The sequence below is a fragment of the Paenibacillus herberti genome, assembly GCF_002233675.1.
GTDB lineage: Bacteria > Bacillota > Bacilli > Paenibacillales > Paenibacillaceae > Paenibacillus_O > Paenibacillus_O herberti.
In genome coordinates this window covers 497,922-523,065 of sequence record NZ_NMUQ01000001.1, presented here as the reverse complement: position 1 = coordinate 523,065, position 25,144 = coordinate 497,922, and the positions used below count along the sequence as shown (strand labels likewise).

General features: G+C 57.1%; 15 protein-coding genes. 3 read left to right on the top strand and 12 right to left on the bottom strand.

Annotation, left to right across the window (positions count from 1 at the left end; genetic code table 11):
* Positions 1-243: 243 nt before the first annotated feature.
* The 7 genes from CGZ75_RS25710 to CGZ75_RS25705 form a co-directional block, all read right to left on the bottom strand.
* On the bottom strand, positions 244-906 hold the full coding sequence (locus CGZ75_RS25710; protein ID WP_245850673.1) for a hypothetical protein: 663 nt from the start codon (positions 904-906) through the stop codon (positions 244-246).
* A gap of 99 nt (positions 907-1,005) precedes the next feature.
* On the bottom strand, positions 1,006-1,599 hold the full coding sequence (locus tag CGZ75_RS02405) for a hypothetical protein (RefSeq protein WP_089522700.1): 594 nt from the start codon (positions 1,597-1,599) through the stop codon (positions 1,006-1,008).
* A 17-nt stretch (positions 1,600-1,616) separates the two neighbouring features.
* Entirely contained in the window at positions 1,617-5,759 is a 4,143-nt protein-coding gene (gene addA, locus CGZ75_RS02400; RefSeq protein ID WP_089522699.1) for a helicase-exonuclease AddAB subunit AddA, read from the bottom strand.
* Positions 5,746-9,573: a helicase-exonuclease AddAB subunit AddB gene (gene addB, locus CGZ75_RS02395; RefSeq protein ID WP_089522698.1), complete on the bottom strand. Its 3,828-nt coding sequence runs from the start codon at positions 9,571-9,573 to the stop codon at positions 5,746-5,748. Before addB ends, addA begins: the two co-directional genes overlap by 14 nt.
* 83 nt (positions 9,574-9,656) lie before the next feature.
* Positions 9,657-12,749, bottom strand: a complete 3,093-nt coding sequence (locus CGZ75_RS02390) for an AAA family ATPase (RefSeq protein ID WP_089522697.1) — start codon at positions 12,747-12,749, stop codon at positions 9,657-9,659.
* On the bottom strand, positions 12,746-13,927 hold the full coding sequence (locus CGZ75_RS02385; RefSeq protein ID WP_089522696.1) for an exonuclease SbcCD subunit D: 1,182 nt from the start codon (positions 13,925-13,927) through the stop codon (positions 12,746-12,748). The genes CGZ75_RS02390 and CGZ75_RS02385 overlap by 4 nt, the downstream gene beginning before the upstream one ends.
* A 1,386-nt stretch (positions 13,928-15,313) precedes the next feature.
* Positions 15,314-16,867 carry a class I SAM-dependent rRNA methyltransferase gene (locus CGZ75_RS25705; protein WP_245850672.1) on the bottom strand — a complete coding sequence of 518 codons (1,554 nt, stop codon included), beginning with the start codon at positions 16,865-16,867 and terminating at the stop codon, positions 15,314-15,316.
* Between the two features lie 153 nt (positions 16,868-17,020).
* On the opposite strand from CGZ75_RS25705, the gene CGZ75_RS02365 reads away from it, so the two are divergent.
* Positions 17,021-18,016, top strand: a complete 996-nt coding sequence (locus CGZ75_RS02365; protein WP_089522694.1) for a Na/Pi cotransporter family protein — start codon at positions 17,021-17,023, stop codon at positions 18,014-18,016.
* Positions 18,017-18,108: 92 nt separating this feature from the next.
* Here the strand turns inward: CGZ75_RS02365 and CGZ75_RS02360 are convergent, their stop codons facing one another.
* The 3 genes from CGZ75_RS02360 to CGZ75_RS02350 form a co-directional block, all read right to left on the bottom strand.
* A complete protein-coding gene (locus tag CGZ75_RS02360; RefSeq protein ID WP_089522693.1) occupies positions 18,109-18,537 on the bottom strand; it encodes an NUDIX hydrolase in 429 nt (142 codons plus the stop codon).
* 115 nt (positions 18,538-18,652) lie between these two features.
* Entirely contained in the window at positions 18,653-20,011 is a 1,359-nt protein-coding gene (mtaB, locus tag CGZ75_RS02355) for a tRNA (N(6)-L-threonylcarbamoyladenosine(37)-C(2))-methylthiotransferase MtaB (RefSeq protein WP_089524516.1), read from the bottom strand.
* A gap of 5 nt (positions 20,012-20,016) precedes the next feature.
* Entirely contained in the window at positions 20,017-20,802 is a 786-nt protein-coding gene (locus CGZ75_RS02350) for an RsmE family RNA methyltransferase (RefSeq protein WP_089522692.1), read from the bottom strand.
* A 244-nt stretch (positions 20,803-21,046) separates the two neighbouring features.
* Between CGZ75_RS02350 and CGZ75_RS02345 the strand changes: the two genes are divergently transcribed.
* The gene (locus tag CGZ75_RS02345; RefSeq protein WP_245850671.1) at positions 21,047-22,345 is read left to right on the top strand and encodes a phytoene desaturase family protein; all 1,299 of its coding nucleotides are present in this window, start codon (positions 21,047-21,049) and stop codon (positions 22,343-22,345) included.
* 9 nt (positions 22,346-22,354) lie between these two features.
* On the top strand, positions 22,355-23,230 hold the full coding sequence (locus CGZ75_RS02340; protein WP_089522691.1) for an RNA polymerase sigma-70 factor: 876 nt from the start codon (positions 22,355-22,357) through the stop codon (positions 23,228-23,230).
* 127 nt (positions 23,231-23,357) lie between these two features.
* Here the strand turns inward: CGZ75_RS02340 and CGZ75_RS02335 are convergent, their stop codons facing one another.
* Positions 23,358-24,032 carry a site-2 protease family protein gene (locus tag CGZ75_RS02335; protein WP_089522690.1) on the bottom strand — a complete coding sequence of 225 codons (675 nt, stop codon included), beginning with the start codon at positions 24,030-24,032 and terminating at the stop codon, positions 23,358-23,360.
* Positions 24,033-24,038: 6 nt separating this feature from the next.
* A complete protein-coding gene (prmA, locus tag CGZ75_RS02330) occupies positions 24,039-25,094 on the bottom strand; it encodes a 50S ribosomal protein L11 methyltransferase (protein WP_089522689.1) in 1,056 nt (351 codons plus the stop codon).
* Between the last annotated feature and the right edge of the window lie 50 nt (positions 25,095-25,144).

The following is a 25,144-nucleotide window of genomic DNA, read 5'->3' as shown; positions in this document are numbered from 1 at the left end:
CTCTAGTCTAACGCTATGAGAAAAAAATAAGACGACTGCCAAAAGAGGCAGCCGCCGCGCCCATCACGCTGAATCGTGAGGGACTGATGGTACTATGACCGGCGCGGCGCTCATTACGCAGCACGTGGTCTATGACGCGCGATTATAAGCTCAAATTTGAAGCAAATCCAGGGCGCAGCAGCTTCACTCGGGCCGGGGAGTCCAAGGAAGAGAGCCTGCCCAGGGAGTCTCTGTTCTGTTCTCTTACAGGAACGGCAGCAGAGTCAGGCCAGCCAGCGCAGCCAGCGGGAATACAGCGCGGGAGAAGCGACGGCGTGGATAATACGGATAAGGATACAGCGGCGGGTACGGACCAAATCCAGGACCAAATCCAGGACCGAATCCAGGTCCAAATCCAGGTCCAAATCCAGGTCCAAATCCAGGGCCGAAGCCGGGACCAAAACCGGGACCGAAGCCGTGTCCGAATCCAGGGCCGAAACCGTGTCCGCCGCCGTGTCCGACGAACCCGCGTGGATCGATCTCGTTCATACCGCATGGAACAGCAATGCAGACATACTCGTCATCGTGATGCTCGATAAAACCGTCAACGCACCAGCCGTCCTTCGTATGAGCCAGCACGTAGCGATGTTTGTGGCTGTCGCAGAAATGCTTCATCTCAGGCTTCTCCATAATGACAACAACGGTGTTGTTGATTGTCTGGTTCGGCGCCGGGGCGGGCATTGGCATCGGCATCATTGGCATCGGGGCAGGCTCTGGCATGACCGGCATGACGGGCATAGGTGCCGTCGGAACTTTAGCCGTCGGTGCCTTGATCGGCATCGGAGCAGTCGGCTTCGCCGCAGTCGGGGTTTTGACCGGCATGCTTGGAGCCACCGGGGTTGGCGCTACAGGATTAACAGGTTCCATTGAGACCATCTCCTCAATATTCGTTCTGCCTTATCCTATGCAGCCCATGGGCGACTAGTTATTTGTCCCGATAAAATGACTCGAAAAAATTTTTGCCGATTAGGAGCCTGATGGCTTAAAAGCGTCGATATTTCGAGCTATTTCAAGCGCTGCGCCCGGCCAGGTTTTATCCGCAAGCAGCGTCAAATAGCGATTGCGCGACTCAACGGACGTATCCACCTTAGAGATTTGCTCGATCAACTGCTGAAGTAACATAGACAGCTGCTCCTGTTCCGCTGGCGTGCCCGCCATGAGCGTTTTGCGCAGCATAGCTGAAAATTCCGTTGCCTGAGCCTCATATTGCTTCGGCCAGTCGGACAGATTGTCCGATTTCTGTTGGGCAGCCTCGAAGATCTGAAGCAAGGGCTTACTCTCTAGACCGTACTCGTCAAGCTCGTAGAAATCGAGGATTTTAACTCTATCTTGATTCAAGGAACCATCCTTTAAGCCATCCAGCGTGGACTTAACCTTGAGCAGGCTGTCACTGGTTTCTTTCCAGGATTGGAAAATTAACTTGCCTTCAGCCACTCTATCTTGCTGTTTGTTCTGCAGATACATCGCGAATAGGAGCACATTGCCGATCAGGCTTACTGTCAGCAGCACGAATACGACCGCCGTCGTAATGCTGCGCTTGGTCTGTGGCTGTTGGGTCACACCGTATCGATCCTTTCTTAGGCAAAATCCAGTCGAACCGACTTGCGGCTACTGAGAAAATAAAGATGGACTTCATCAACCGGGCGCCCCAACGCCTGCCCTATCGCCTGCGAATACAGGAACAGCTGGAAGCGGTGTTTCTCCGCCGCTGCTTGATAATTACCGTCTGGCACCCGGTCGGTTTTGTAATCGCAAAGAACAAGCTTGCCGTTTTCCTCAAACAGACAATCGATGACTCCCTGCAGCAGCACAGGTTCATTAACACCGTCTTTTGCAAGGGATGGGAAAGCCTGAGCCGCCGGAAGCGTGCAACTGAAAGGAAGCTCCCTCCACACTTTGTCTGCGGCAACCAGCCGCTGTCCGAGCTCGCTCGTAAAAAAGGCCTGAGCCGCTTCCGTATCCGCTGAAGCCGCCTGCTCCTCCGTTAAAATGCGTTTCAACACGAGTGTGGACAGCGTTCGCTGTACCACTTCCACTGTCAGAGGAAACTCAAGGGGCAGATGCTGCATAAGTGTATGCGCCGCTGTTCCCCTCTCCGCAGCCGTCATGCGGCTTTGCTCCAAGAATTTGGGGCGGCGCAGCCGCAACGAGGCATCTGCATCGGATCGAACGGGTGCTCCTCTCTCCGTCTGGTGCGAATTAATCGTATTGTCCTCACCGTCAAAACCATGCCTCGAGGGACCAGAGAGCGCAGCAAGGATCGATGTTCCTTCGATCGGCTCTACATAGGGTCCGCCGCCAAATGGCACAGCATCGTCTCCGAACGTTGCCTCTCCGCGAATCCGCTTCAGCTCAGTGACAGAAGTTTTAGCGGCAATTTTTGGGGCATCCGCATAAGGATAGCTCCATGAAAGCCGCTTGTCTACCTCTACCTGCAAGCCGCCATCAGGCAGCGGAACAGCATGGAGAACCGCTTGTCGCTCCTCGGAGCGGTCGACTGCATCCGTCATCTCGGCGGCAGCTGCCGCCTCGCCCCCAAGTGTGTAGAAGGGAATGATGCCAGAGTGCCAGCTATCAAAGGCGGACTGGCGAGCCGCGGCTGGTGCATTTGCCGTCTCGGAGAGGAGCGATAGCCGTGGGAGAGCAGCTTCGTTGGCTAAAGGTAGCGGGGCAATAGTTGGATTTGATGTGCCGGGAAGCTGCGGCTCAGGGGCCAGAGGCCCCCGGGCAAGTACTTCTGGAGCATTCGCTTCAGAAGCGAATGATTCAGGAGCTACCTCTTCATGGGCAAGCGACCTCACCGGCAACCGAGTATTCTCTTCGGTCGCTCCGACCGTGACGGCCAAGCCGACTAGCGGGCCGAGCCAATCCAAATACCGGCGCGCCGAGGCGATCCGGTAGTCGGAAAGCGTACCCTCAGCTCCGCGCGAGGAGTTCCATCTGGCCGTCTGCCGCTCTGCGTCATCCACCGTGCCGACCAGAATCATTTTTTCCTTCGGACGTGTCAATGCTACATAAAGCACTCTCAGCTCCTCTGCCTGCAGCTCCATACGCATCCTGCGACGGATGGCGAGGCACGGCAGAGTTGGGTAGCTGAGCCTCAGCTCTGGATCGATAAACTTGGGACCGAAGCCAAGCTGCTTATGCATGAGAAACGGCGAGCTCACATCCTGCTGGTTGAACCTTTTGCCAAGGCCGGCTACAAAAACGACAGGGAATTCAAGTCCCTTGCTCTTATGAATGGACATAATTCGCACGACGTCCTCGCCTTCGCCGAGCGCACCGGCGGCGCCGAGGTCGCCGCCGTTCTCCCTCATCCGATCCATATACAGGAGGAAACGGAACAAACCGCGGGCCGAACCGGCCTCGAACTGCCGGGCCCGATCATGCAGAGCGCGTAGATTAGCTTGTCGCTGACTGCCGGCCGCCAGACCGCCAACCCAATCATAATATCCGGTCTCGCTGTAGATCCGCCAGACCAAATCGGCTAGACTTCCCTGGCGTGCCGCTTCTCGCCATCCGTCCATCGTGTCGAGAAAAACGGCCAGCTTGGCGCGAACCTCATGCGGCGCGAGCAGATTGTCTGCCGTGTTCACGACCGCTTCATAATAGGAGCCTTCGCCTCCGAGAATTCGAATCATCGCCAGATCTTCTGCTGTCAGTCCGAACATTGGAGAGCGCAGCACGCCGGCAAGCGGAATATCTTGAAACGGATTATCTGCCACCCGCAGGGCGGACAGCATAATGTCTACCTCAATGGCGTCGAAATAACCGCTGCCAAGCTCTGCGTATGCCGGTATGCCCGCTGACTGGAGCTCCTCCATCAACACCGGAGCCCAGGATTTCGTGGCACGCAGTAAGACAACGATATCCCGCCAAGCCAGATGTCGACTTCCGCCTTTGCCATCATGAACGTGATAGGACTGTTCACGCAGCTCCAGAATGCGCCGGGCGATATAACGAGCCTCAAGCTGAGCCGTCTGCAAGTCGGCGGCTTCCTCCCGCTGCTCCGCCTCCCGGCTGTCGAAAGAGAGATCAGCAGCTACTGCCGGCTTGTCCGCGGCAACCCGCGCTCCGCTGCTCTCGCGGTCGATGAGCGCTAGCTCAATGCGATTTGCGATCGGCGATTTCGCTTCCGGGTAGGAAGCTCCAAGCACAAGCTCCGCAGATCGATCATAATCCATCTCAGTCACCGATTCTCTCATGAGTGCGCGGAAAACGGCATTCACACCATCTACGACTTCTTGCCGGCTACGGAAGTTGCGCGCCAGATCGATGCGCTGACCTTCCAGCGCAGTATGTGCAGCGAAGCGCCGATACTTATCCAGAAATAAATCTGGCTCGGCCAATCGGAAGCGGTAAATGCTCTGTTTGACGTCTCCGACCATGAAGCGCCGGCCACCCTTTAGTTCTACAGCATCCGTAGCTGTCCCCGTAAGCAGCTCCACGATCGACTCCTGCACCCGGTTTGTGTCCTGGTACTCGTCCAGCAGCACCTCGCGAAACTGACGACGGTAATCCATCGCCGCCGAGGAAGGCAGAGCCCGCTCCGAGGTAGAATCGTCCGAACGCAAGATGGCGAGGCAATAATGCTCGAGATCGCCAAAATCAAGCAGTCCCTTGCGCTGCTTCGCCTCCCGGTAGCGCCGATCAAACTCGATTACCAGCTCGGCTAGCGTGTCCATGAGTGGTGCAAGCTGTTTTAACTCCTCCATATAGGCCTTTGCAGGTCGGCTGAACAGCTCCTTACCCAGCTCGTCCACAATGGACTTTGCCTCGTCCCGCAGTTCCTTAGCCCGCTCCTGCAGGAGCGGGTCGACATCACCGCCGGAGCGAATCGACTTCAGGCGGCCAAAGCTGCCCGCCAACTGCCAGGCATCCCGCCATTCATCCCATGGACGAGAAAGCACTGCTTCCTCAATTGTGGCGACAAGCCGCAAATCATCCCGAAGCGTCTCAGCATAAACAAGCGGTCCGCCCGTCTCATGCGCGTACTGAAGCGCTTCTTGCAGCGCTGCGCCCGCTCCTTGGAGGCTAAGCCGGAGGTCTGCGGCGAGTGCCTCCAGCCACTGGCTGCCTTCCAGATCTTCGGGGTCTTCGACGCGAAAAGCGGCCGCCATATTTCGAAGCCACTCATCAGGCCATGGCTGAGAACGCGAAAATTCATAGAGTTGCTGCACGAGACGGTACAGTGGCTCGTCGCTCTTTTCGCCGCCGTAACGGTCAGCTAACTGCAAGAACCGGCCATCCTCTGCCGATGCCTCGCTATATCGCTCTTCGAACAGCTCATCTAACACTTCCAGGCGCAGCAGTTCGCTCTCCGTCTCGTTGGCAACGCGGAAGCCGGGATCGAGGCCAATCAATGGATAATAGCGCCGAATGACGTCCAAGCAGAAGGAGTGCAACGTCGTGATAGAAGCTCGTCCTAGCAGCGCCAGTTGGCGGCGCAGATGCTCCGAACCAGGATCGCGTTCCAAAGCTGCCTCCAGGGCGGCTCGTATACGCTCCTTCATTTCTGCAGCGGCGGCTTTTGTGAAGGTGGCGACCAACAGCTGATCCACATCGATATCTTCAGAAATCATGCGGATAATTCGCTCGACAAGCACAGCTGTTTTACCTGAACCGGCAGCAGCGGCAACAAGTACATCTCCTCCGCGAGCCGTAATGGCAGTCCATTGGTCATCGGTCCAGCGCGAGCCTTCCGGCTTAGGAACCATCATCGCTATCACTCCTTTCCATCAATAATTGCTGGATTCCGTCCGCCTGCATAAGAGAAGCTCGCTCCTCCGATGCTGCTGCCAGCTCGGCCTGGGCTTCTGCAAGTTCCTCCAACGAGCCCCAGAATTCCTCTTTGCCAGGGGCCGCCAGCTTGAGATACTCGTTGCCTTCATGGAGCGGATCGAACTGGCACACCGGTTTGTAGGCGCAAAATTGACAAGGTGTTTTGGCTCCTTGGCGGTAAGGACGAATCGCAATTTCGCCTTTTTTGACCGACTGCCCGATCGTCCCGATCGTACGACGCACCGAGCGCCGCAGCAGCTCCCACTGCCTGCCTGTAGCGACGGAGGAGTCGCTGAGAAAAGTACCGTCCCTTTTGAATCCGGCTGGGAGCAGATCCGACCGCCCCTCCAGTCCGGCATCCATCATCCTTATCGTGTCTGCATCATCCAGCAGCAAACCACGCATTTTGAAACGTTTCAGCAGCATAGCGGCCGCCTCGTCTACCGGAAGCCCAGCCGGTACGCTGAGTACCGGATTCTGTACGTGAAAATAAAGCACACCCGCTGGATGAGTCTGCTCGCCTAGCCAGCCCTCGGCATGGGTAAGCAGGACGTCCAAATAGGTCAGCATCTGCAGAGAGAGGCCGCTCGCAACTTCCTCCAACCGCAGTTGGGTAGCGCTGGACTTGTAGTCCAGAACTCGCAGCAACAAGCCTTTGTCCGAGCGAGCCGCATCTACGCGGTCGATCCGTCCAATTAATCGAATCGAGCCGCTGCCGTCCGGAAACTCAATATCGAGCGGAGGCAACTGGCCGCCAGGTCCGAACTGAACCTCCAGCCCAACCGGCTGGAACTCCGCACGTCGGGCATGTTCGCCCAGAACGACTGCAGCGCGTGTCACAACGGATTTGAGCTTGCTTGCAATATAGCGATAACGATTGCTGCTTAGCAAAATCTGTGATTGCAGCCGCGGCGCCAGTTCATCAACAGCCTTCTCTGCTGTCTCTTGAATAATAGCCGCGCTGGAGCGGCCCCAGCCCTCGCCAAGCTCAGAGGCAACCTTAGTAAGGGCAGCATGGAACAGCTGACCCATATCCGGAGCCCCAAGCCGGTACAGCCTGCGCTCCTTCAGCTTAAGCCCGTGTACAGCAAAATGCTGGAACGGACAGGAAACGAACCGCTCCATCCGCGTCACACTCGCCGTCAGTTGGCCGCCATAAAGACGATCCGCCATGCCGCGACCGAGCTGGACCACCCCGTTATCGTAATCCAAGGAGTCTAGCATAGCGCGGAATCTCCGCTGCCAGACAGGCCTAACCGCAAACCAGTTGTATACATCCTGCCAAAGAGGCTTAAGCTCGCCGCCATCCAGCCAATGCCGCAGGCGCGGAATTAGATAAGATAGAGCCCGCTCTGGCAGCTCCAGATAGCGAAGCAGATCCTGTGACGGCAAAGACGGCTCGGGAACCCCTGCCGCAAGCTGAACGGCAAGACTTGGAAATAAAGTTCGCAGGTGACGAATGTATTCCGAAGGATGGAGTCCTTTGCCCTCTTCGTCGGCGAGCGGCCAGCTGACCCATAAACGATCAGACGGTGCAAGGAAGGCTCGATAGATATGAAAACGCTCATCCAGCAATCTGCGTCGCACTCCGGGGGCCATCTCAAGCCCCGAATCGCCGAGCTTCTCGCGCTCTCGCTCGGTCAGCAGACCGTCCTCTTGAATGCGCATCGGCAGCACGCCATCGCTGGCTCCAAGTACATAAGCAGCGCGAACTTGTCCAGTACGGATGCGGTCCATAGCGCCGACGACTACCTGATCAAGCGAAGGAGGCACGGCAGACAGCTTGAGCGTCTCAAGACCCGTTTGCACCATGCCGATGAACAGATCCAAAGGAATCGTCTCATCTCCCGCCATTTCCACCAGTTGGTCAAGAAGCGCCATCACACCATCCCATACCTGCCGCTGTATGCGTGCTGAGCCTGGTCTGCCTGCGGCCAGTTCCTGCTCAGCGCGGCGTTCCATTCGGTCCGCCGCTCCCGCACGGTCAAGGAAATCAAACAGCGCCTCACACTGCTCCCGCACCGTACTCGCCTTGGCCATGGCTCGCTCCAGTCGGCTTAGCGGCCGCACAAGCTCCGTCCTAGCCTTGAGCAGATCCGCGAACTCCTCGCGCTGACGAGCACTTGCTTCAGTAGGCGCATCCTCGACGCTGCCGGTATGAAGCGGCTGCCATCTTTTAGGGCTTTTCCAGGAACGTCCCTCAATACCTGCCGCTAGCACGTAGTTCTCCAGCCGATCAAAGCGCTCCCGCTCCATCCGGCCGTCTTCAGGGAACAACATCTCGGTTTTGACGCAGCGAAAAATCGCCTCATGCTTCCAGCCGTACAGCACCGTCTCAAGCGCAGAGCGGATGAATTCTACGAGCGGATGATGCAGCACGTCCCTGCGGCCATCCAGGAAAAAGGGAATGCCATAATCGGCAAACACATTGTGAATTGTGTCGCTGTAATCCGCCGTTTGACGGACAATGACCGCCAAATCACGCCAGCGCAAACCACGCTCGCGCACCTGACGCATCATGTCGCGCGCGGCAGCCTCCACCTCAGCTCTGCGGCTCGAAGCCGCGGTGAGCATAATTTCCGAACTTAGATCCAATAGTGGATCGGAACCAGTCGCTCCAGCTTGCTGCGGGGCATTCCGCATCGGCGTTCGGCCGCCGAAATGCCGGTTCAGATGATCAAGCATACCGCCGCTCTGGTAGCGGGGCAGCAGTTGCGTGGACAAGATCAGCGGCTCTTCTACTGACACTCCAAGCACATCCGCCAACGCTCTCACTCGAATGTAAGTATCCGCCGCTGGATGGAAGAGGTCCAGCTCATGAGGCTTCTCCCCTCCATCGTAGGGACGGTCCAGACACAAGGTCAGCGTCACGGACTCCGCGTGTTGCAGCAACGTGCCGACTGCTGCGAGCTCACGTGCCGTGAAGCCGCTGAAACCATCCAGCCAGAAGCGTGCTCCGCGCATGGAACGGCAATCGCCGAAGCCTTCTGCCAGGAAGGACAGATGGTCTTCGTCATCCATATAGAGTCCAGTCAGCTCACGCTCCAACTCGCCATAAACAAGTGCGAGATCATGAAGTTTGCGATCGAGCAGGGAATTGCCGGAACTTGAGCCAGCTGAGGCTGGAGTGGCAGATGAAGCCGTGCCAGTTCCAGGCGCAGTTGCACCGACAGGGGCAGGGGCAGGGGCAGGGGCAGGAGCAGGAGCAGGGGCAGGAGCAGACACGGCTGTAGAAGCAAGTGTGGATGAAGAAGCAAGCGCTGACGAAGAGGCAGGTGCTGCAACGGAGGTAGATGTAAGGTCAAACCCGCCGTCTAACTCAAGCCGTTCCCTAATTGCCGCTGAGTCGATGCCGTACCGTTTCCATTCCGTCAGCAGCTCGCCCATTTTGGCAATGAAGCCCTGTTGCTCCGTTCCGCCGCGAAACAGCTGCAGCTGCGGTGACAGCCGATGCACAATCTTGTGCAGAAGCATGTTTTTGCCGTTCTCTCCAACCGGGATGAGTGCGGCGCCGCCAGCCTCCTGCATAACGCGCAGCGCAAGTCGTCGGAAGCTGAGCACCTGGGCTCTGAGGCTCGATCGCACCGCACCGGAGCCGAGCAACGCGTATTCCGTTTGGAAAGTCGCCTGTTCCGGCGTTAGCAAAATAAGCGGTGGGCCAGTTGGATCCGCCACAAGCTCTCGGCGTATATCCTCCATGCAGGCAAAGGTCTTACCTGTCCCCGCTCGCCCTAATAGGATTCGAAGCCCCATTTTCCCACACTCCTTCCTTGTCCCGCTGTTTGTCTCAGTGATATCTGATTGCCCTATTGGCCCCAACTGGACGTTGACAGGGTCTATTTAATAATCAGCTCTGTGCTGCTGTGGCCTTCCTTCGTCTTGCGCACCTCCAGAACCGCCGGAAAAGCATCCTTTAGCTCCTGTACATGGGAGATAACGCCGATCAAACGCCCTGCTTTCTGCAGGTCCGCCAGCGCGGAGATCGCTCTACCGAGTGCTTCCTCGTCAAGTGAGCCGAAGCCCTCGTCGATGAACATCATCTCGATAGATACGCCGCCGCGATTCGACTGAATCACATCAGTCATGCCGAGCGCCAGCGCCAGTGAAGCGTTGAATTTTTCTCCGCCGGAGAGCGACTTCACATCCCGGTTTTGGCCCGTGTAGCTATCATATACATCAAGTCCTAGGCCGCTCTGGCGTCCTCGAGCCTCCAATCGTCCGCTTCGTTCCAACACGAACTGGCCGCTCGACAGCTCACGCAGCCGCTCGTTGGCGGCATGCAGAATCTGCTCAAGGAACTCGATAAGAATATATCTTTCAAAAGAGATCTTAAGGGAATTGTCGCCCTTCAGCATTTCATGCAGATCCGCGACCTCCTCCAGCTCCCGCTCGGAGTCGCCATAACGGCGCGCCGCTTCGCTTACCGACGCCCCAAGCGCACTCGCCTGGACGCGGCAGCGATCCGCCTCCCGCCAGCTCGCGTCGGCGCTCTCGCGTTCCGCGCCAAGCCGCTCCGCCTCGGCCCCGAGCAGTTCCAGCTCGCTGCGCTCCTGACCGGCGAGCTCGCGCTCCAGCTCCTCGGCTAGCCGCCGCTGAGCCGCCAAGCCGCTGCGATGCGCTTCCAGCGCTCGGCGGCCCTGCTCGCGCGTTGCCTCTTCGAGGCGCGCAGCCAGCCAAGCCTCCGCCGACGCAAAACCCGCGGCGGCCAGCTCCGCGCCGAGCCGCTCGCGCGCAGCCTCCGCGGCCTCGGCAGCGCCGCGCGCCTGCTCCGCCAGCTGCTCCAGCCGCGCGGCGGCTTCCGCCGCGCCTGCTCCGGCGCGGGCATGCCGCTCCTGCGCCTGCCGCAAAGCGGCGGCCAGCCCCGCAGCCAGCCGCTCCGCCGCGGCCGAGCGGCGCTCCAGCTCCGCCGCATCCTGCAGCGGCTCCGGCACAGCCGCAAGCTCCGCTTCCAGGCGCGAGCTGCGCGCCGCTATGTCCAGCGCGAGCGGCTGCTGCTGTCCCTGCAGCCGCTCGCGCTGAGCTTCGAGCGCCTCCAAACGGCGCTCCAGAGCAGCCAGCGCTTCGCGCAGCGGGCCACGCTCGGCCTGCAGCGTCTTCAGACGCTGACATTCCACGCGCAGCTCGCGGCCCTCCTCGAGCGTGCTTGTCAGCTGCAGCTCCAGGGGTTCGCCGCTGACCTCCATTTCATCGCGCCGAGCGTCGGCTTCCGCCGTACGCTCCTGCGCCGCTGCAACCTGTGCGGTTGCAGCCGCCAGCTCCCGCTCAAAATGGAGCAGCCGTTCCTTAGCCGCTTGAAGCTCCTCGCGGCTAATCGTCCCCACATCTTCGGAAGCTTTAACGGGATGCTCCTCACTACCGCACACCGGGCATGGCTTGCCGTCATGCAAATGCGCCGCCAGCCTACCGGCTTGTCCCTCAATCCAGCGCTGCTCCAACTGCTCCGTCTCCTGCCGGAGCCCATGCGCCGCCCCCTCGCGCTCAGCCCGCGAGCGCTCTAGCTGCTCGGCCTGCTCTCCCGCAGCTCGCAGCGTCTTCAGCAGCTCATGCCGCCGCAGCAAAAAATCCAGCCGCCGCTCTCGCTCCGGCAAAACCTCAAGCTCGCGCTCCTGCCCTTCCAAGCGGCCCGTAAGCTCACGGCGCTCAGCTCGGCCGCGTTCCTGCTCCGCTGCGGCACGCTCCAACTCCGCGGCAAGCCGCTGCTCGTCCGCGCGCAGCCGCTCCAGCTCCGCCCGGCGCTCGCCGAGCGTGCGCACCAACGGCAGCAGCTCGCTCAGCCGCTGCTGCTCTCGCTCCGCCTCGCGGCGCTCCGGCTCGCGAGCCGCTTCCGCGGCCGCCTCAGCTGCGGCCGCCTCAAGCTCGCGCGCGGCGCGCTGCTTTGCCTCGGCGGCTTCGCCTCGCCGCCGCTCCACAGCCGCAGCTTCCGCTGCGGAGCGCTGCGCCTGCTCCTCATACGGAGCTAAGCGCTCCGCCCGCTCAGCCGCGACGAGCCGCTGCTCCAGCTCGCTCATCTCGCCCCCGCGCGCCTCTAGCTGCTCCGCCGCTCGCCGCGCCGCCTGGAGCTCGTTGAGGCGACCATTCACGCGCGACGCTTCCGTCAGCCTGGCCCGTTGCGCCTCCCAAGCTGCATCCGCCGCCACACGCAGAGCCTGCAGCTGCAAGGCTAGCTCCACATAATGCCGCTCTTCTTCCGCCAACCCGTCCAGCAGTTGAAGCGCGCCGGCATGCTCCTGAGCCAACACCGTTGCAAGCGGCCCCTCCTCCCGCGTAGGAAGGCTGCTTCTGACCTGCTCGCCGATATAAAGCAGCCGCTGGCGGTTGTCTTTGACCGCCTCGCGCAGCTCGCGTGCGCGCACGGCGAAGCTCTCTTCTAGACGCCGGTACAGCTCCGTACCGAACAACCGACGCAAGATTTCTTCTTTATTTTCCGTATCTGAAGTGAGCAGCTTGCGGAACTCCCCCTGCGGCAGCATAACGATCTGGCTGAACTGATCCTTAGTTAGTCCAACAAGCTCCTCCAGCTTGGCGTCCACTTCCTTAATATGAAAACGGTCCGTCAGCGGCGTTTCGCCATTTTCCGTTAGCTCATATAACTCCGCTTTGCCCCCGGTCTCGCTTTTATTGCCGCCCCGCCGATGTGGCATCTGCCGCAACACGCGGTACTTTCGTCCGCGTACCGCGAACACCAGCTCCACCGAAGTGGGCTGAGCATCGCTCGCAAAGTGACTGCGCAGCATGCGCGTTTCCGCCCGGTCCTCGCCGCTTGCCGCCCCGTACAAGGCGTAACATAGAGCGTCAAACACCGTCGTTTTGCCTGCACCAGTCTGGCCCGAAATGACGAACAAACCTCTGCCATGCAGCGGCTCGAAGTCAATCGTCTCCTCATCCCGATAAGGCCCGAAGGCGGTCATCGTTAACGTAATCGGCCTCATCGAGCCGCCCCCTCTCCTTGCAGTACATTCCGGCAAACCTCGTGGAATAGTCGTTTTTTGCTCTCGCTAAGCTCCATCTCTTTCACTTCCCGATAAAAGGCTTCAAAAAGCGATACCGGATCGCTGTCGCGGCGACTGCCCCCGGCTTCAGCCGAGCCCTTTTCCCCGTCAAGCCCCGTTCGCGGCAGCGCCACTGCAGGACGCCGCTCCACATGGAGGGCATTCGGAAATACCGTGCGTATCTTTTCCATAGGAAATAACACCGGATTCTCGTCCAGCAGCGTCACGAACACATAGTCCTCACTAATCTCGCGGCTCGCTTCGATGTCCCGTATGTACCCGCTGACACGGCGCATATCGCGCCTCGGCGCCAGCAACCGATGCTCCACACTGACTTTGCCCTCGCCGTCCAGCTCCACCATCAAATAACCTTTGCGGTGATGCTCCTCGGAAATAGAATACTTAAGCAGGGAGCCGGAATACCGAATGTTCTCGCTGCCCACCCAATGCGCCTGATGCAAATGCCCCATCGCCGTATAGTGAAACGACTTAAAATAATCCGGCTTCACATACTCCGCCCCTCCGATAGACAGGGGCCGCTCGGAATCGCTCGTATTGTCCTGTGGCTCCCCGCCAGGGGTTACAAAAGCATGTCCAACGAACACATGTCGAGCCTTCGGATCAAGCCGCTCCGCCAGCCGCTCCGTTACCGCCTTCATCGCTGCGTCATGCGTGCGAATGCTCTCATCTTGCAGCGCCAGTCGTACGGTGGAAGGATCACAGTAGGGCACTAGGTGAAAATGAACTTCTCCAAACTCATCTTGTAGCGATACGGGCTGAGCGTCCAGCCTAAGCTGACCTGCCAGATGCAGCCCTCTCCCCGCCATTAAGCGGGTGCCAAAGTTGATTCGATCCGGGCTGTCATGATTGCCGGAAACCGCAATTACCGGCGTACCGAGCCCGATGACGATGCGAGAGAACATCTCGTCCAGCAGCTCCACCGCTTCTGTGGGCGGCACCGCCCGGTCGTATAAATCACCGGCGATGATAACCGCATCCGGCCGCTCCTTTTCGATGACGTCCAGCAGCTGCTCCAGCACATAGCGCTGATCCTCCGTCATATACACTCCCTGCACCAGCTTGCCTAGATGCCAGTCCGCCGTATGGATGAATTTCATGGCCAGTCCCTCTCCTTCCACACTTCTAGTCCGCTATATATTAGTCAAACTTGAAATCTAACAGCAGAACTTGCTACGCGAACCAATCCTTCTTCCGATCGCTCTTGTAGTCCAATTCCTTGATTCCGATCCCCTATAAGGGGAAATCCGCCTACAAATGCGAACGCGCTGCTTCTCCTACGAGAATCGACATCCTTATCGGTGTCATTCTCGTAGTTCCATCGCATACGTTTCCGTCCATGAGGACGGCTATGCCGTATTGCTTGTCCAGAAGGCCGGTTCGCTACGCTTCCTGCTTGTTTCTCTAGTTCAACTTATCTAGCAACTGAAACCGCTAGTATCCCTATTAATCTATGAACATATGTTCTTATACAGTAGCATTTTAGACTGTCCCATGACAACCCCTCACGGAGGGGGAAATGGTGGCAAGTAGACTTCTAGAGCTGCGTCAGAACTCCATTACAGTAACCGAGGCTAGAAAGCCCATGGCTTCAGCCGTGGGATGAATAGACTCCAAGAAGAGGGGGCATCCTGCCTTAATCGTCTTGCCTCTTTGCTTCTATTTGCTGCAGTAACTAATGGATACAGAACAACAAAACTTGCTGATTCACTACCACCTTGTATTTTGTCCACGTATTGACAGAAAGATCTCGTCCGCAAAAATAGATCAGCGGCATGAACGGAGATCGTTGTGAGGGAAGTCATGCCGCATTTGCTATGGACACGTTCCTAGCAGCGAATGTATCGAGTAAGCAGTGTTCTGTCGAAGGTCAGAAAACAAGGGGCTGAATCGTCTTCTCTCGCCTGCACGAGACCCTGCCATGAAGATGCCGCGGGACGTAAAAAAGCCCGGAAAACATCCGGGCCAGTGTGTAGTAAAACTTTATAGACACCTATATTGAACCTGGCTTCCGTGGGCCAACGAAATTTTTTTGTACGATTTCTCGTATAAAATCCAGAAAATCAGCACGGCCCAAATGCGCTTTGAGTGAAAAATCATACAAATTATGCAGGACCATATCCATACTAATGACATCGCTGTATGGCCCGACTAAATGGGCGGAGATTGTGATTGAAGCACTGCCGAAAGGCAAATAGCGGACAGGGATAAGCAGGATACGCATGCAGGGCTATCCAACGGCCCGGAAATCATCCGGGCGTACTTCTGTATCGGACCGGCCTCCCGGACCACTACAGTTACTTATTGTAATATAAGGTCGCTTCCGACCTTATATTACAGAAATATTTCCTCGGCAATAATGGGCAGCTGCTCCTCCCAGTAAGCCCTGTCACTACCGGTCTATCTCGCTTCTGCCCGTGCCAAAAACGAAGTTATTCCGATTATCTCTCTTGTTTTTGTCCACTTATCTCCCTCGCTTTTGTCCACTAAGCCAAACTCCGCACCTCAAACACCGCGAACTTCAGGTAATGGCCTTCTGCTACACCGAGCAATTGCGGATGATCCTTGCCAGCGGCACGCCATTCAATCAGGCGAAGCGACTTGCCGGCATCAGCTGCCGCGTCTTGGATCGTCTCCAGGAACAGCTCCGGCTTCATGTGATAAGAGCAGCTCGCCGTCACGAGATAGCCGCCTTCGTTGACCAGCTTCATGCCATGCAGATTAATGTCCTTGTAACCTCGACAGGCTCCCTCGACAGCGCCTTTCGTTTTGGCAAAAGCTGGCGGGTCCAGAATAACTACATCCCAAGTACGTCCGCCGCCGCTCATCGGCTTAGACGTATCTACGCTTTTTGCCCCTGCACCCTTTGTCCCTGCGGCGCCCGCTGCCACTCCCGCTCGGAAAGTCCGCTCCTCGATGCCCTTCATTTGCTGGCGAAGGTACTGGAACGCATCATCAACAACAAACTCTACCCGGTCACTGAAGCCATTGCGCTCTACATTTCTGCGCGCCGTCTCAATTGCATGCTCCGACACGTCCAGGCAGGTTACCTTTTTTGCGCCGTATTTGCAGGCATGCAGCGTGAAGCTGCCCGTATGTGCAAAACATTCCAGCACCGTCGCGCCATCCCAAAGCGGGTACGTGACAACCTTGCCGCCACGGTTGACCGGCACAAGCGCCATACGGCTACCGTCCTGTTCCGCCTCTTGAGCATGAATACGCGACTCTGCCATCAAGCTGTTGCCAGCAACAGCTTGTCCAGCAGCTGCAGCTCCGCCTTCAACCTTTTTCGCGAAAATAGCCCCACTCGGACTAGCCGCTTCCCAACCATCCGGCAGCTCGTCCACCGGACGCTGCTCCAGTGAAATACCGCTGCGTGCGCCCCAGCCCTTCATGAGCGGCTCGATCGAGGCGCGGTTTTCCCGCTGATCGTAAAAATAGCCCGTCTTTTGGCCCTCAACGAGGTCAACTTCCATCACGATGCCATTTTCCACAATTTCCACGATGCGGGGGCAGTCACCATATAACACGCCGGTCCGCTCCTCCAGACCCTCAAGCTTACGTACACCAACGTCGCTGCGCTCGTAGATGCCCTTTGGCTGGAATACACTCACAAGAGCCTTTACCAGCTCTTCCCGACGCAAGTCCATGCCGAGTGTCAAAATTTGCACAACAAGCACATCCGCAAAGCGATCCACCACGAGCCCTGGCAAATAATCCGCTTCACCATACACCAGGCGACAGTCCCGCTCATTTAGGAAACGCTCCCGATGAGCACGGCATTCCTGCAGCTTTGCCGTCAAGAAAATCTCATCGAGCTCTACCTCTGGCTGGCGAGCGATGACACGCACACGGATTTGCGAGGCCGGATTCCAATAACCCGATGCCAAATAACGTCCATTCGAGGCCAGCACATCAACCATCGCACCCGGCTCGGCTTCCCCTTCCATACGTTCAATCTCTCCAGCGTAAACCCATGGCTGCCCTTGCTCCAGACGCCTTGTTTTCTTCTTAAATAAATATAGCTTCGCTCTGCTCACGATGCTCTCATCCTTCCGCTGTCCTGGAAGCGAGTTCACCCGCTTCAAGGTCCGTCATTGTTAAATATAGGCTTGGTCATGCAAGCCCGCCCGTCCACATACGATAGGACAAACGAATTTTCCGGCTCAGCCGGTTCAAAGGAGTCCACGTCCATGCTTAGCAGCATCGTCCTACCCGCCGTCCTCGGCTTCGCCATTTTCATGCTTGGCATGAAGCTGATGGAAAATGCGCTGCATCGCTCCGCTGGACGCTATATGAGCGCCGCAGTAGAACGATTCACCCGTACCCCGTTGCACGGTCTGGCCACAGGAGCTGTCATTAGCGCGGTATTGCAAAGCAGCACCGCCGTCACCGTCATTGCAATCGGCATGGTAAATGCCGGCGTAATGACCTTTGCTCGCACGCTCGGCATCGTGCTTGGCACCAATATCGGCACTTGCCTGACGACCGAATTGATCGGACTGGAAATCGAACGGATGGCTGCACCGCTGCTGCTGACCGCCTTCGCCGGATGGCTGCTCACCGCTGTGCTCGGGGAGATGAGTCCCTCGGGGGGACAGCGGCATCAGCGCTGGCTGAAGCCGCTGCGCAGCGCTTCGCTGATTCTGTTCGGCTTTGCTCTTATTCTTGCCGGCATCGCCGTCATGAAATCAATCGGAGCTGCTGTTCAGGAGAGCCCCTTTTTCAGCTGGTTCATGGAGCGCTCCGGCGACAGCCTGCTCTGGGGTCTGCTGGCCGGGGCTATCCTAACAGCAGCCGTGCACAGCAGCGCCGCCGTCATCGGCATGGCAATGAGCCTGGCGGCTACTGGCGTGCTGCCTCCCGAGCTTGGCATTGCTATTATCATCGGCGCCAACGTTGGCACCTGCGTTACTGCCGTCCTCGCCTCTATCGGCGGATCTCGAGCCGGTATGGGAGTCGCCTGGTTCCATGTCGCCCTTAATGTAGGCGGCGCTGCCCTGTTCCTTCCTCTAACACCACAGCTAGCGGCAGCGGCGGCTTGGTTCGGCGGCGGAGCGGCAGCCCAACTCGCTCATGCGCAGACGCTTTTCAATGTCATCTGCTCCCTGCTCGTACTGCCGCTCTGCTACTTGCCTACGCTGCGTTCGCGCAGCGCTCCAAGCGAAGACCCCGCCCCCAAAATCTAGGGGACGGGGCCATTACCGCGTACGCTGCCTCAGTCGCTAGCTACCGTCTACATTTTCGCCTAGAGGCCTCTCGACGCTCTCGTTACTAATCGTTATATATTCAATCCGAGCAGCCGAAGCGCACGAGACACAATGCGGTCATTGTTGTCATAACCGGACTGCTTCTGTTTGCGCCAAGCTTCTTCCGGCTCGAACCATTCCACGCCGCGGATCTCCTCGACTTGCGCCTGCAGGGTGCCTCCGGTCGCCTCGACCAGGTAATAATGGACTTCTTTATCCACCAAACCTTTAGTCTCGTGGCGATACTGGTACTTGATCTGGTCGATCGGCTCGATAATTCGGCCTGTCATGCCGGTTTCCTCGACGATTTCCCGAAGCGCGGTCTCTTCCACCGTCTCGCCCGGCTCCATTTTGCCCTTCGGCAGGGATACCTTGCCGTATCGGTCCTGTATGAGCTGGATCTGCAACCCATTTTCTGGCGTCCGCCGGTAAACGACCCCACCTGCTGAGATTTCCTTCATGCGCTCCTGATCCTCCCGGTCCTGAAAATTCCTTGACGCACCGCCCCGTACAGCCTGCTGTCAGCAACTGCAAAACTCGCAAGCTAAGCGTCCGTCCCTCTCTACTGGCACCTTCTTAGGCGCCTGCCTTCTCCAGTCCCACTGGCCCTTCTTCTTCAACGCTAATGAGTCGACCCCGACTCTCATTCACGCCAGCTTCGACGATTTCCACGCGGCAAAGTTTGCCGATAAGGGATACATCCCCTTGGAATACAACTTGAATATAATTATCCGAGTAACCCATGACGAGACCCGATCCCGCAGCGGAGCCTTTATGCTCCCGCTCTGGAATGACCTCCAGCACATGGCCGACGTATTTTTCGGAATAAACAAGCTGCATCTGCTCCGACAAGTCGATGAGCCTATGAACACGCTCGTTTTTGACCGAATCGTCAATCTGGTCCTCCATGCGTGCCGCTGGTGTGCCAGTCCGTTTGGAATAAGGGAATACATGCATCTCGGAAAATCCGAGCTCTTTGATATACGTAAAACCAGTCTCGAATTGCTCGTCGCCTTCGCCCGGGAAGCCAACGATAATATCCGTCGTAATTGCTACACCTGGCATAGCCTCATGCAAACGACGAATCGTCGCGGAAAATTCCTCGGTTGTATACTTGCGACGCATGCGCTTCAACACCGTATCTTCCCCAGCCTGAAGCGGGACATGAAGATGGCGGCACATCTTGGTTGACTTGTTGAGCACCTCGATCATATCATCGTCGATCTGGCTCGCCTCGATGGAGCTGATGCGGATACGCTCTAGTCCGTCCACTTTGTCCAGATCCCACAGCAGGTCGGACAGCTTGTAATTGTCGAGATCGTCACCATAGCCGCCTGTGTGAATACCGGTAAGCACGATCTCTTTGAAACCAGCCTCAACAAGCTTGCGCGCCTGAGCGACAACAGTTTGTGGATCACGGCTGCGAGACAGTCCGCGTGACCAAGGGATGATACAGAAGGTGCAGAAGTTGTTGCAGCCTTCCTGGATTTTAAGGAAAGCACGCGTACGATCCGCAAAGTCAGGCACATCAAGCTCCTCGAACTCACGTGTCTTCATAATATTACGAACGGCGTTGACCGGTGTCCGATCCGCCTGTACTTGACGTACATAGTCCATCATCTTCTCGCGGTCCTGCGTGCCAATGACCAGGTCCACACCGGGAATGTCTAGAATCTCCGCCGGAGACGTTTGCGCGTAGCAGCCCGTAACCGCGATAACAGCATCTGGATTGCGACGAATCGCCCTGCGGATGATCTGGCGGCTTTTTTTATCGCCTGTGTTTGTCACATGGCAGGTATTGATCAGGTAAACATCGGCCTTGTCTGTATCGAAGTCAACCTGCTCGTAGCCCTCGTTTTTGAAAAGCTGCCAGATGGCTTCGGTATCGTAAAAGTTAACTTTGCAGCCCAAGGTGTGAAGTGCTACCGATGGCATCTTGTTCATCTTCCTCCCATTTCACCGGATTCGTACATCAAGCAAGCCAAGCCTGCCAGAGGTGCCGTCTCCGCTCTTAAAATTCTGCGCCCGAGACCTGCCGCCATTGCGCCCGCCGCTGCTGCCGCTTCCGCTTCGCGCGGAGAGAAGCCGCCTTCGGGCCCAACAACCAGCAGAAGCCGATGCGCCTTGTCCGCCGTCAGCCTGCCCGCCTCGCGGGCTTGTCTGATGCGGTCCGCGAGCCCAGTTGCTGCTCCTGGTTCATGTCCTTCCGCTTCGTAGCAGAAAAGCACGAGGTCGTAGGAGGAAAAAGCCGCAAGCAGCTCCTTCCAGCTATGGACCTCATGGATAATTGGAAGGCGGCTGCGGTGAGCTTGTTCCGCCGCTTCCTTGGCGATCTTGCCCCATCGCTCCAGCCGCTTAGCTTCCTTGCGAGCGTCGTATTGCACAACGATGCGCTCACACTGGAACGGCAAAAACCCGGCCGCGCCGATCTCCGTCCCCTTCTGGATGACGAGCTCCATCTTGTCTCCTTTTGGAAGACCTTGAGCAACCGTGACCTGCCAAAGCGGCTCGCGATCCATCGGAAGTCCCTCGGCGATGTCGCCCCTGACTTCTGACGGATCAACGGCCGTCAGGACAATGCGGGCTTCGCGCTCCGCGCCATCGCTGACGATGACCTCGTCCCCAGGTTTCATCCGCATGACTCTCGCGATATGATGAGCGTCCTCACCGCTAAGGATGACGCCATTGTCGCCGAACTGTTCCGGCGTTATAAAGTAACGCTGCATATTGGGTCAAACTCCTGTTTTTTAAAAGTCATCCTCCATCATACACGTTTTGAGGCGGGAAATCTATTCGAATACCCCGCATTCGGTATGCAGACGGCATTAAAAAAGCCCGCGCCATGGGAGCGCGGACCCCAGTTCATCCAAAGAATGTCGCCATCAGCCTCTACCTTCGTGATATTCACCGAATGTCACAAAAACAGGAACATTCCAGTCTTAAGAGTAAACAAGAAAGGATGATGGAGAGATGGAAATGGAAAGGTATGAAATCATCATTGTCGGTGGAGGAATCGCCGGCCTGACAGCCGCAGCATTTGCGGCGCGGGAAGGGCGCCGGACTCTGCTTCTGGAACAGCAAAGCCACCTAGGAGGCCGGGCGTCCACCCGGCATGAAAACGGAATTTATTTCAACCTTGGCGCACACGCCTTGTACAACGGATATGCTCATGAGTCGTTTCGAGAGCTGGGGCTCAAGCTCCAAGGAGGAGTCCCTTCCATCGGGGCACGCGGCCTGTGGAAAGGCCGACTACATGTCATGCCAACAAGCCTTGCTTCCCTGCTCCAAACACCGCTTCTTACACGAAAAGGCAAGCTGGAGATGGCGTTCTGGCTGTCGAAACTCGGCAAGCTGGATACCAGCAGACTGAACGGAATTAGCCTCTCCGATTGGATCGAAGCGAATCTGAAGGATCCGCTGCTGCGCCATTTGTTCCACTCCATCATGCGTACGGCGACCTACAGCGCCTTGCCTCACCTGCATGTCGCAGGCCCGGCACTTAAGCAGCTCCAGAGCGCACTCAAAGGCGTTTTTTACCTCGACAAGGGCTGGGGTTCGCTAGTAGAGGAGCTGCGCTCGGTCGCTGCAGCACATGGAGCCGAAATCCGAACCGGTTGGAAGACCGCCGCCGTCCGGCATGAAAACGGCCGGGTTATCGGCGTTGTGAACGACCAGGGAGAAGGCATCCATGCGGACATCGTCCTGCTGGCAGTCGCGCCTGCCACAGCCTGCAAGCTGGTCAACGGATGGGAGCACACAGCTCTGGAAACGTGGAAAAAGCAATCACGCCCCGCAACGGCCGCTTGTCTGGATGTCGGACTCAAGCGGTTGCCCAATCCGGATTGCACCTTCCTATATGGAGTAGATCAAGCAGTGTTCCTGACGGATCAATCCCGCTCGGGCACCCCTCGCGCCGCTGTAATGAGCGATAATGGCGAACACACCATCAGCCTAATCAAGTATCATGGAGATGACAACGATGCAAAGGAAGATGAGCGGGAGCTGGAAAACGTCCTTGACCTCGCTCAGCCCGGCTGGAGATCGGAGCTAGCTGCTCGGCAATATTTACCCCGGATGACGGTCACGCCCGATATTCCTCACATCAACCGGGTTGACTCCAAGCCCGGTCCAGCCGTTCCCGAGATCGGGGGGCTATACGTAGCTGGCGACTGGGCTTCGCATGGAGAGCTGCTGGCCGATGCGGCTGTCGCAAGCGCGCGCAGAGCCGTCCAGCATATCCTTCGCAAAGCACCTTCCATCATACATTAGAAGGAGAAGATGTCTCGTATGGAAGTCCCTTATGAAGGCTACCGGCCGCTTCTGTTTGCCCTTGCTTACCGGATGCTCGGCAGCGTTATGGATGCCGAAGACGTCGTTCAGGACTGCTTCCTCGCTTACAGTGGGATTGGGGACAACGGCAGGATCGCGAATGAGAAGGCATATCTATGCAAAATGGCGACGAACCGTTGTTTCGACCTGCTTCAGTCCTCCGCCCGCCAGCGAGAAGTTTATATCGGTCCTTGGCTTCCTGATCCGCTTCCTGGCGACAGTAACATCCACTCGGATCCGTCCGAATCGGCGGAACGCGCCGAATCGATATCAACAGCCTACCTGCTCCTTCTCCAGCAGCTTGGCGCTACGGAACGGGCCGTCTTTTTGCTGCGCGAGGTGTTCGCCTACTCCTATGACGAAATCGGGGAAATCGTAGGCAAGAGCGCCGCCAACTGCCGGCAAATCTTCCATCGAGCACGCAAAGGCATCCATTACGATCCCGCCCTGCGACCCTCCTACGCTGTCGCCGAGGCAAAACTCGGTGAATTTGTCCACCATATTCTGAGTGGCAACATCCCCCGCCTGCTGGAGCTGCTCACGGACGATGCGATCATGTACAGCGACGGCGGAGGAAAAGTGCTCGCTGCCCGCATTCCAATCCTCGGTCCTTCCAGCATTCTGCAAGTACTGCTTGGCCTGGTCGAGCGGTATGACGGTCAGTACGAAGCTTCGTTTCTTCCCGTCAACGGCATGCCCGGGATGATGTTTAACATGAACGACGGGCTGATCTACGTGTACTCCTTCGAATTCGAAGGTGATCGCATCAAAACGCTGTATGCCGTCGCGAATCCCGATAAGCTTCGGCATCTTCGCAAGGAGTAAACAAATAACCAGAGGGAACATCCTCCGGTTGTTGTGGCAGCCACGTCCATCAAAAAAACAGCGGATGCCTATTTTCAGGCGCCCGCTGTTTTGTCGTATGAGATATAGAGAAGTCCTTATTGGCCTATCAGAAAAACAGCGAGAAAAACGATCTGAGCATGTTATGCAAATCTCCCACCAAACTAAGATACGGCCCAATCGTCGCCCGATTTAGCGCAGGAATGAATACCAGCAGTAGGAAAATGAAGATCCCCCATTGCGAATACTGATCCAGTATGATGCGCGTCCGCTTTGGCAGCAGCTCATATACAATCCGGTAGCCATCAAGCGGCGGCAGCGGAAGCAGATTGAACAGGAACAGCATGCCATTCATGTAAATGAAATATTTGAAGAAAATATTCAGCGCATCAATGACCCGCTCCGGGGCGTCATGCAAAATCCCCGTTGAATTTAAGATATTCACCATCAATACACCAAACGCCATTAGCAGCAGGTTGCTGAGCGGGCCAACAACCGCCACGACGATGTTCATTAAGCGCGGCCGCTTGAAACGCAGCGGGTTGACCGGAACTGGCTTTGCCCAACCAAAACCGGCAATCAGAATCAGCAGCGTACCGAATACGTCCAGATGTACGGCTGGATTCAGCGTGACCCGGCCTAGCTTATAAGCCGTATCATCACCGAATTTATAAGCCGCATAAGCATGGGCAAATTCATGAAGCGTGAATGCGATAATGAGCACAAGTGCTAGAAACGGCAGCTCTTCCAGTGGATAGAGCAGAAAATCATTAAGTCCTTCCATGCTTGCTTATCTCTCCCCTTGAGGCTTCGCCGCAACGAAGGCGATCCACTTGTCTTCGCGAACGCGATCCACAATTTCGAAACCGGAGGCCAGCAGCGCCGAAGCGACCACCTCTTCCTTGTTCTCGTAGATGCCGCTGGCAACGTACATGCCACCCGGTTTCAGCGCTGCATACACATCGTCCAGGAATAACAGGATGATTTCGGCCAAAATATTCGCCACAATCACGTCACAAGGCACATTGACTCCAAGCGGTTCATTCACTGCCCGAGCCGCGAGATCAGCGCGCACTCTGGCTTCAATCGGATTGGAATTGTCGCTCCAGTTGGATGCTTCTCCGCTGCTTATTTTCAGCACGCCGAGCAGATCGCTTTGCAGGACTTGAATCTGGTCCTCAAGGCCGTTCAGCCTTGCATTCTCCAGCGCACTCGATACAGCTACAGGATCAAGATCAACTGCGAGAACATGACCCGCTCCCAGCTTCACCGCACCGATAGCGAGAATGCCGGAGCCCGTTCCAACGTCGATGACCTCGTCGCCTTCGCGAATGACCGACTCCAGCGCACGCAGACAGAGAGATGTCGTCGGATGCGTGCCGGTACCGAATGCCATGCCAGGATCGATTTCCAGAACGATCTCTTCCGCCGACGGCTCGTAAGCTTCCCAGGTCGGCTTAATCGTCATCCGCTCCGTGATGCGGATCGGCTTGAAGTACTGCTTCCACGCTGTCGCCCAGTCATTTTCATCTATCGTTACGACCGTAATCTCATAGTTGCCAACATTAATATCATAGTTCTTCAGCTCTTCAATCCGCGGACGAACTGCGGCAACATGCGCGTCCATATCCTCTTCTTCGGTGAAGTAACCTTTAATGACGGCGTTGCCTTCCGGAATATCGTTCAAGGCCACCTCATACCATTGGCCGAAGCTCAAATCCCGCCGACGGTCCAGCGATCCGGACTCCTCAATTGATACGCCACCCGCACCCTGCTCATGCAAAAAGTTCGAAATCATTTCCACCGCTTCCTCGGTGGTATTAATAGTAAGCTCATGGTATTTCATTAGAAGAAATCGACTCCCCTTTGCCGTTCGTTAACCATCCTTTCTATTCT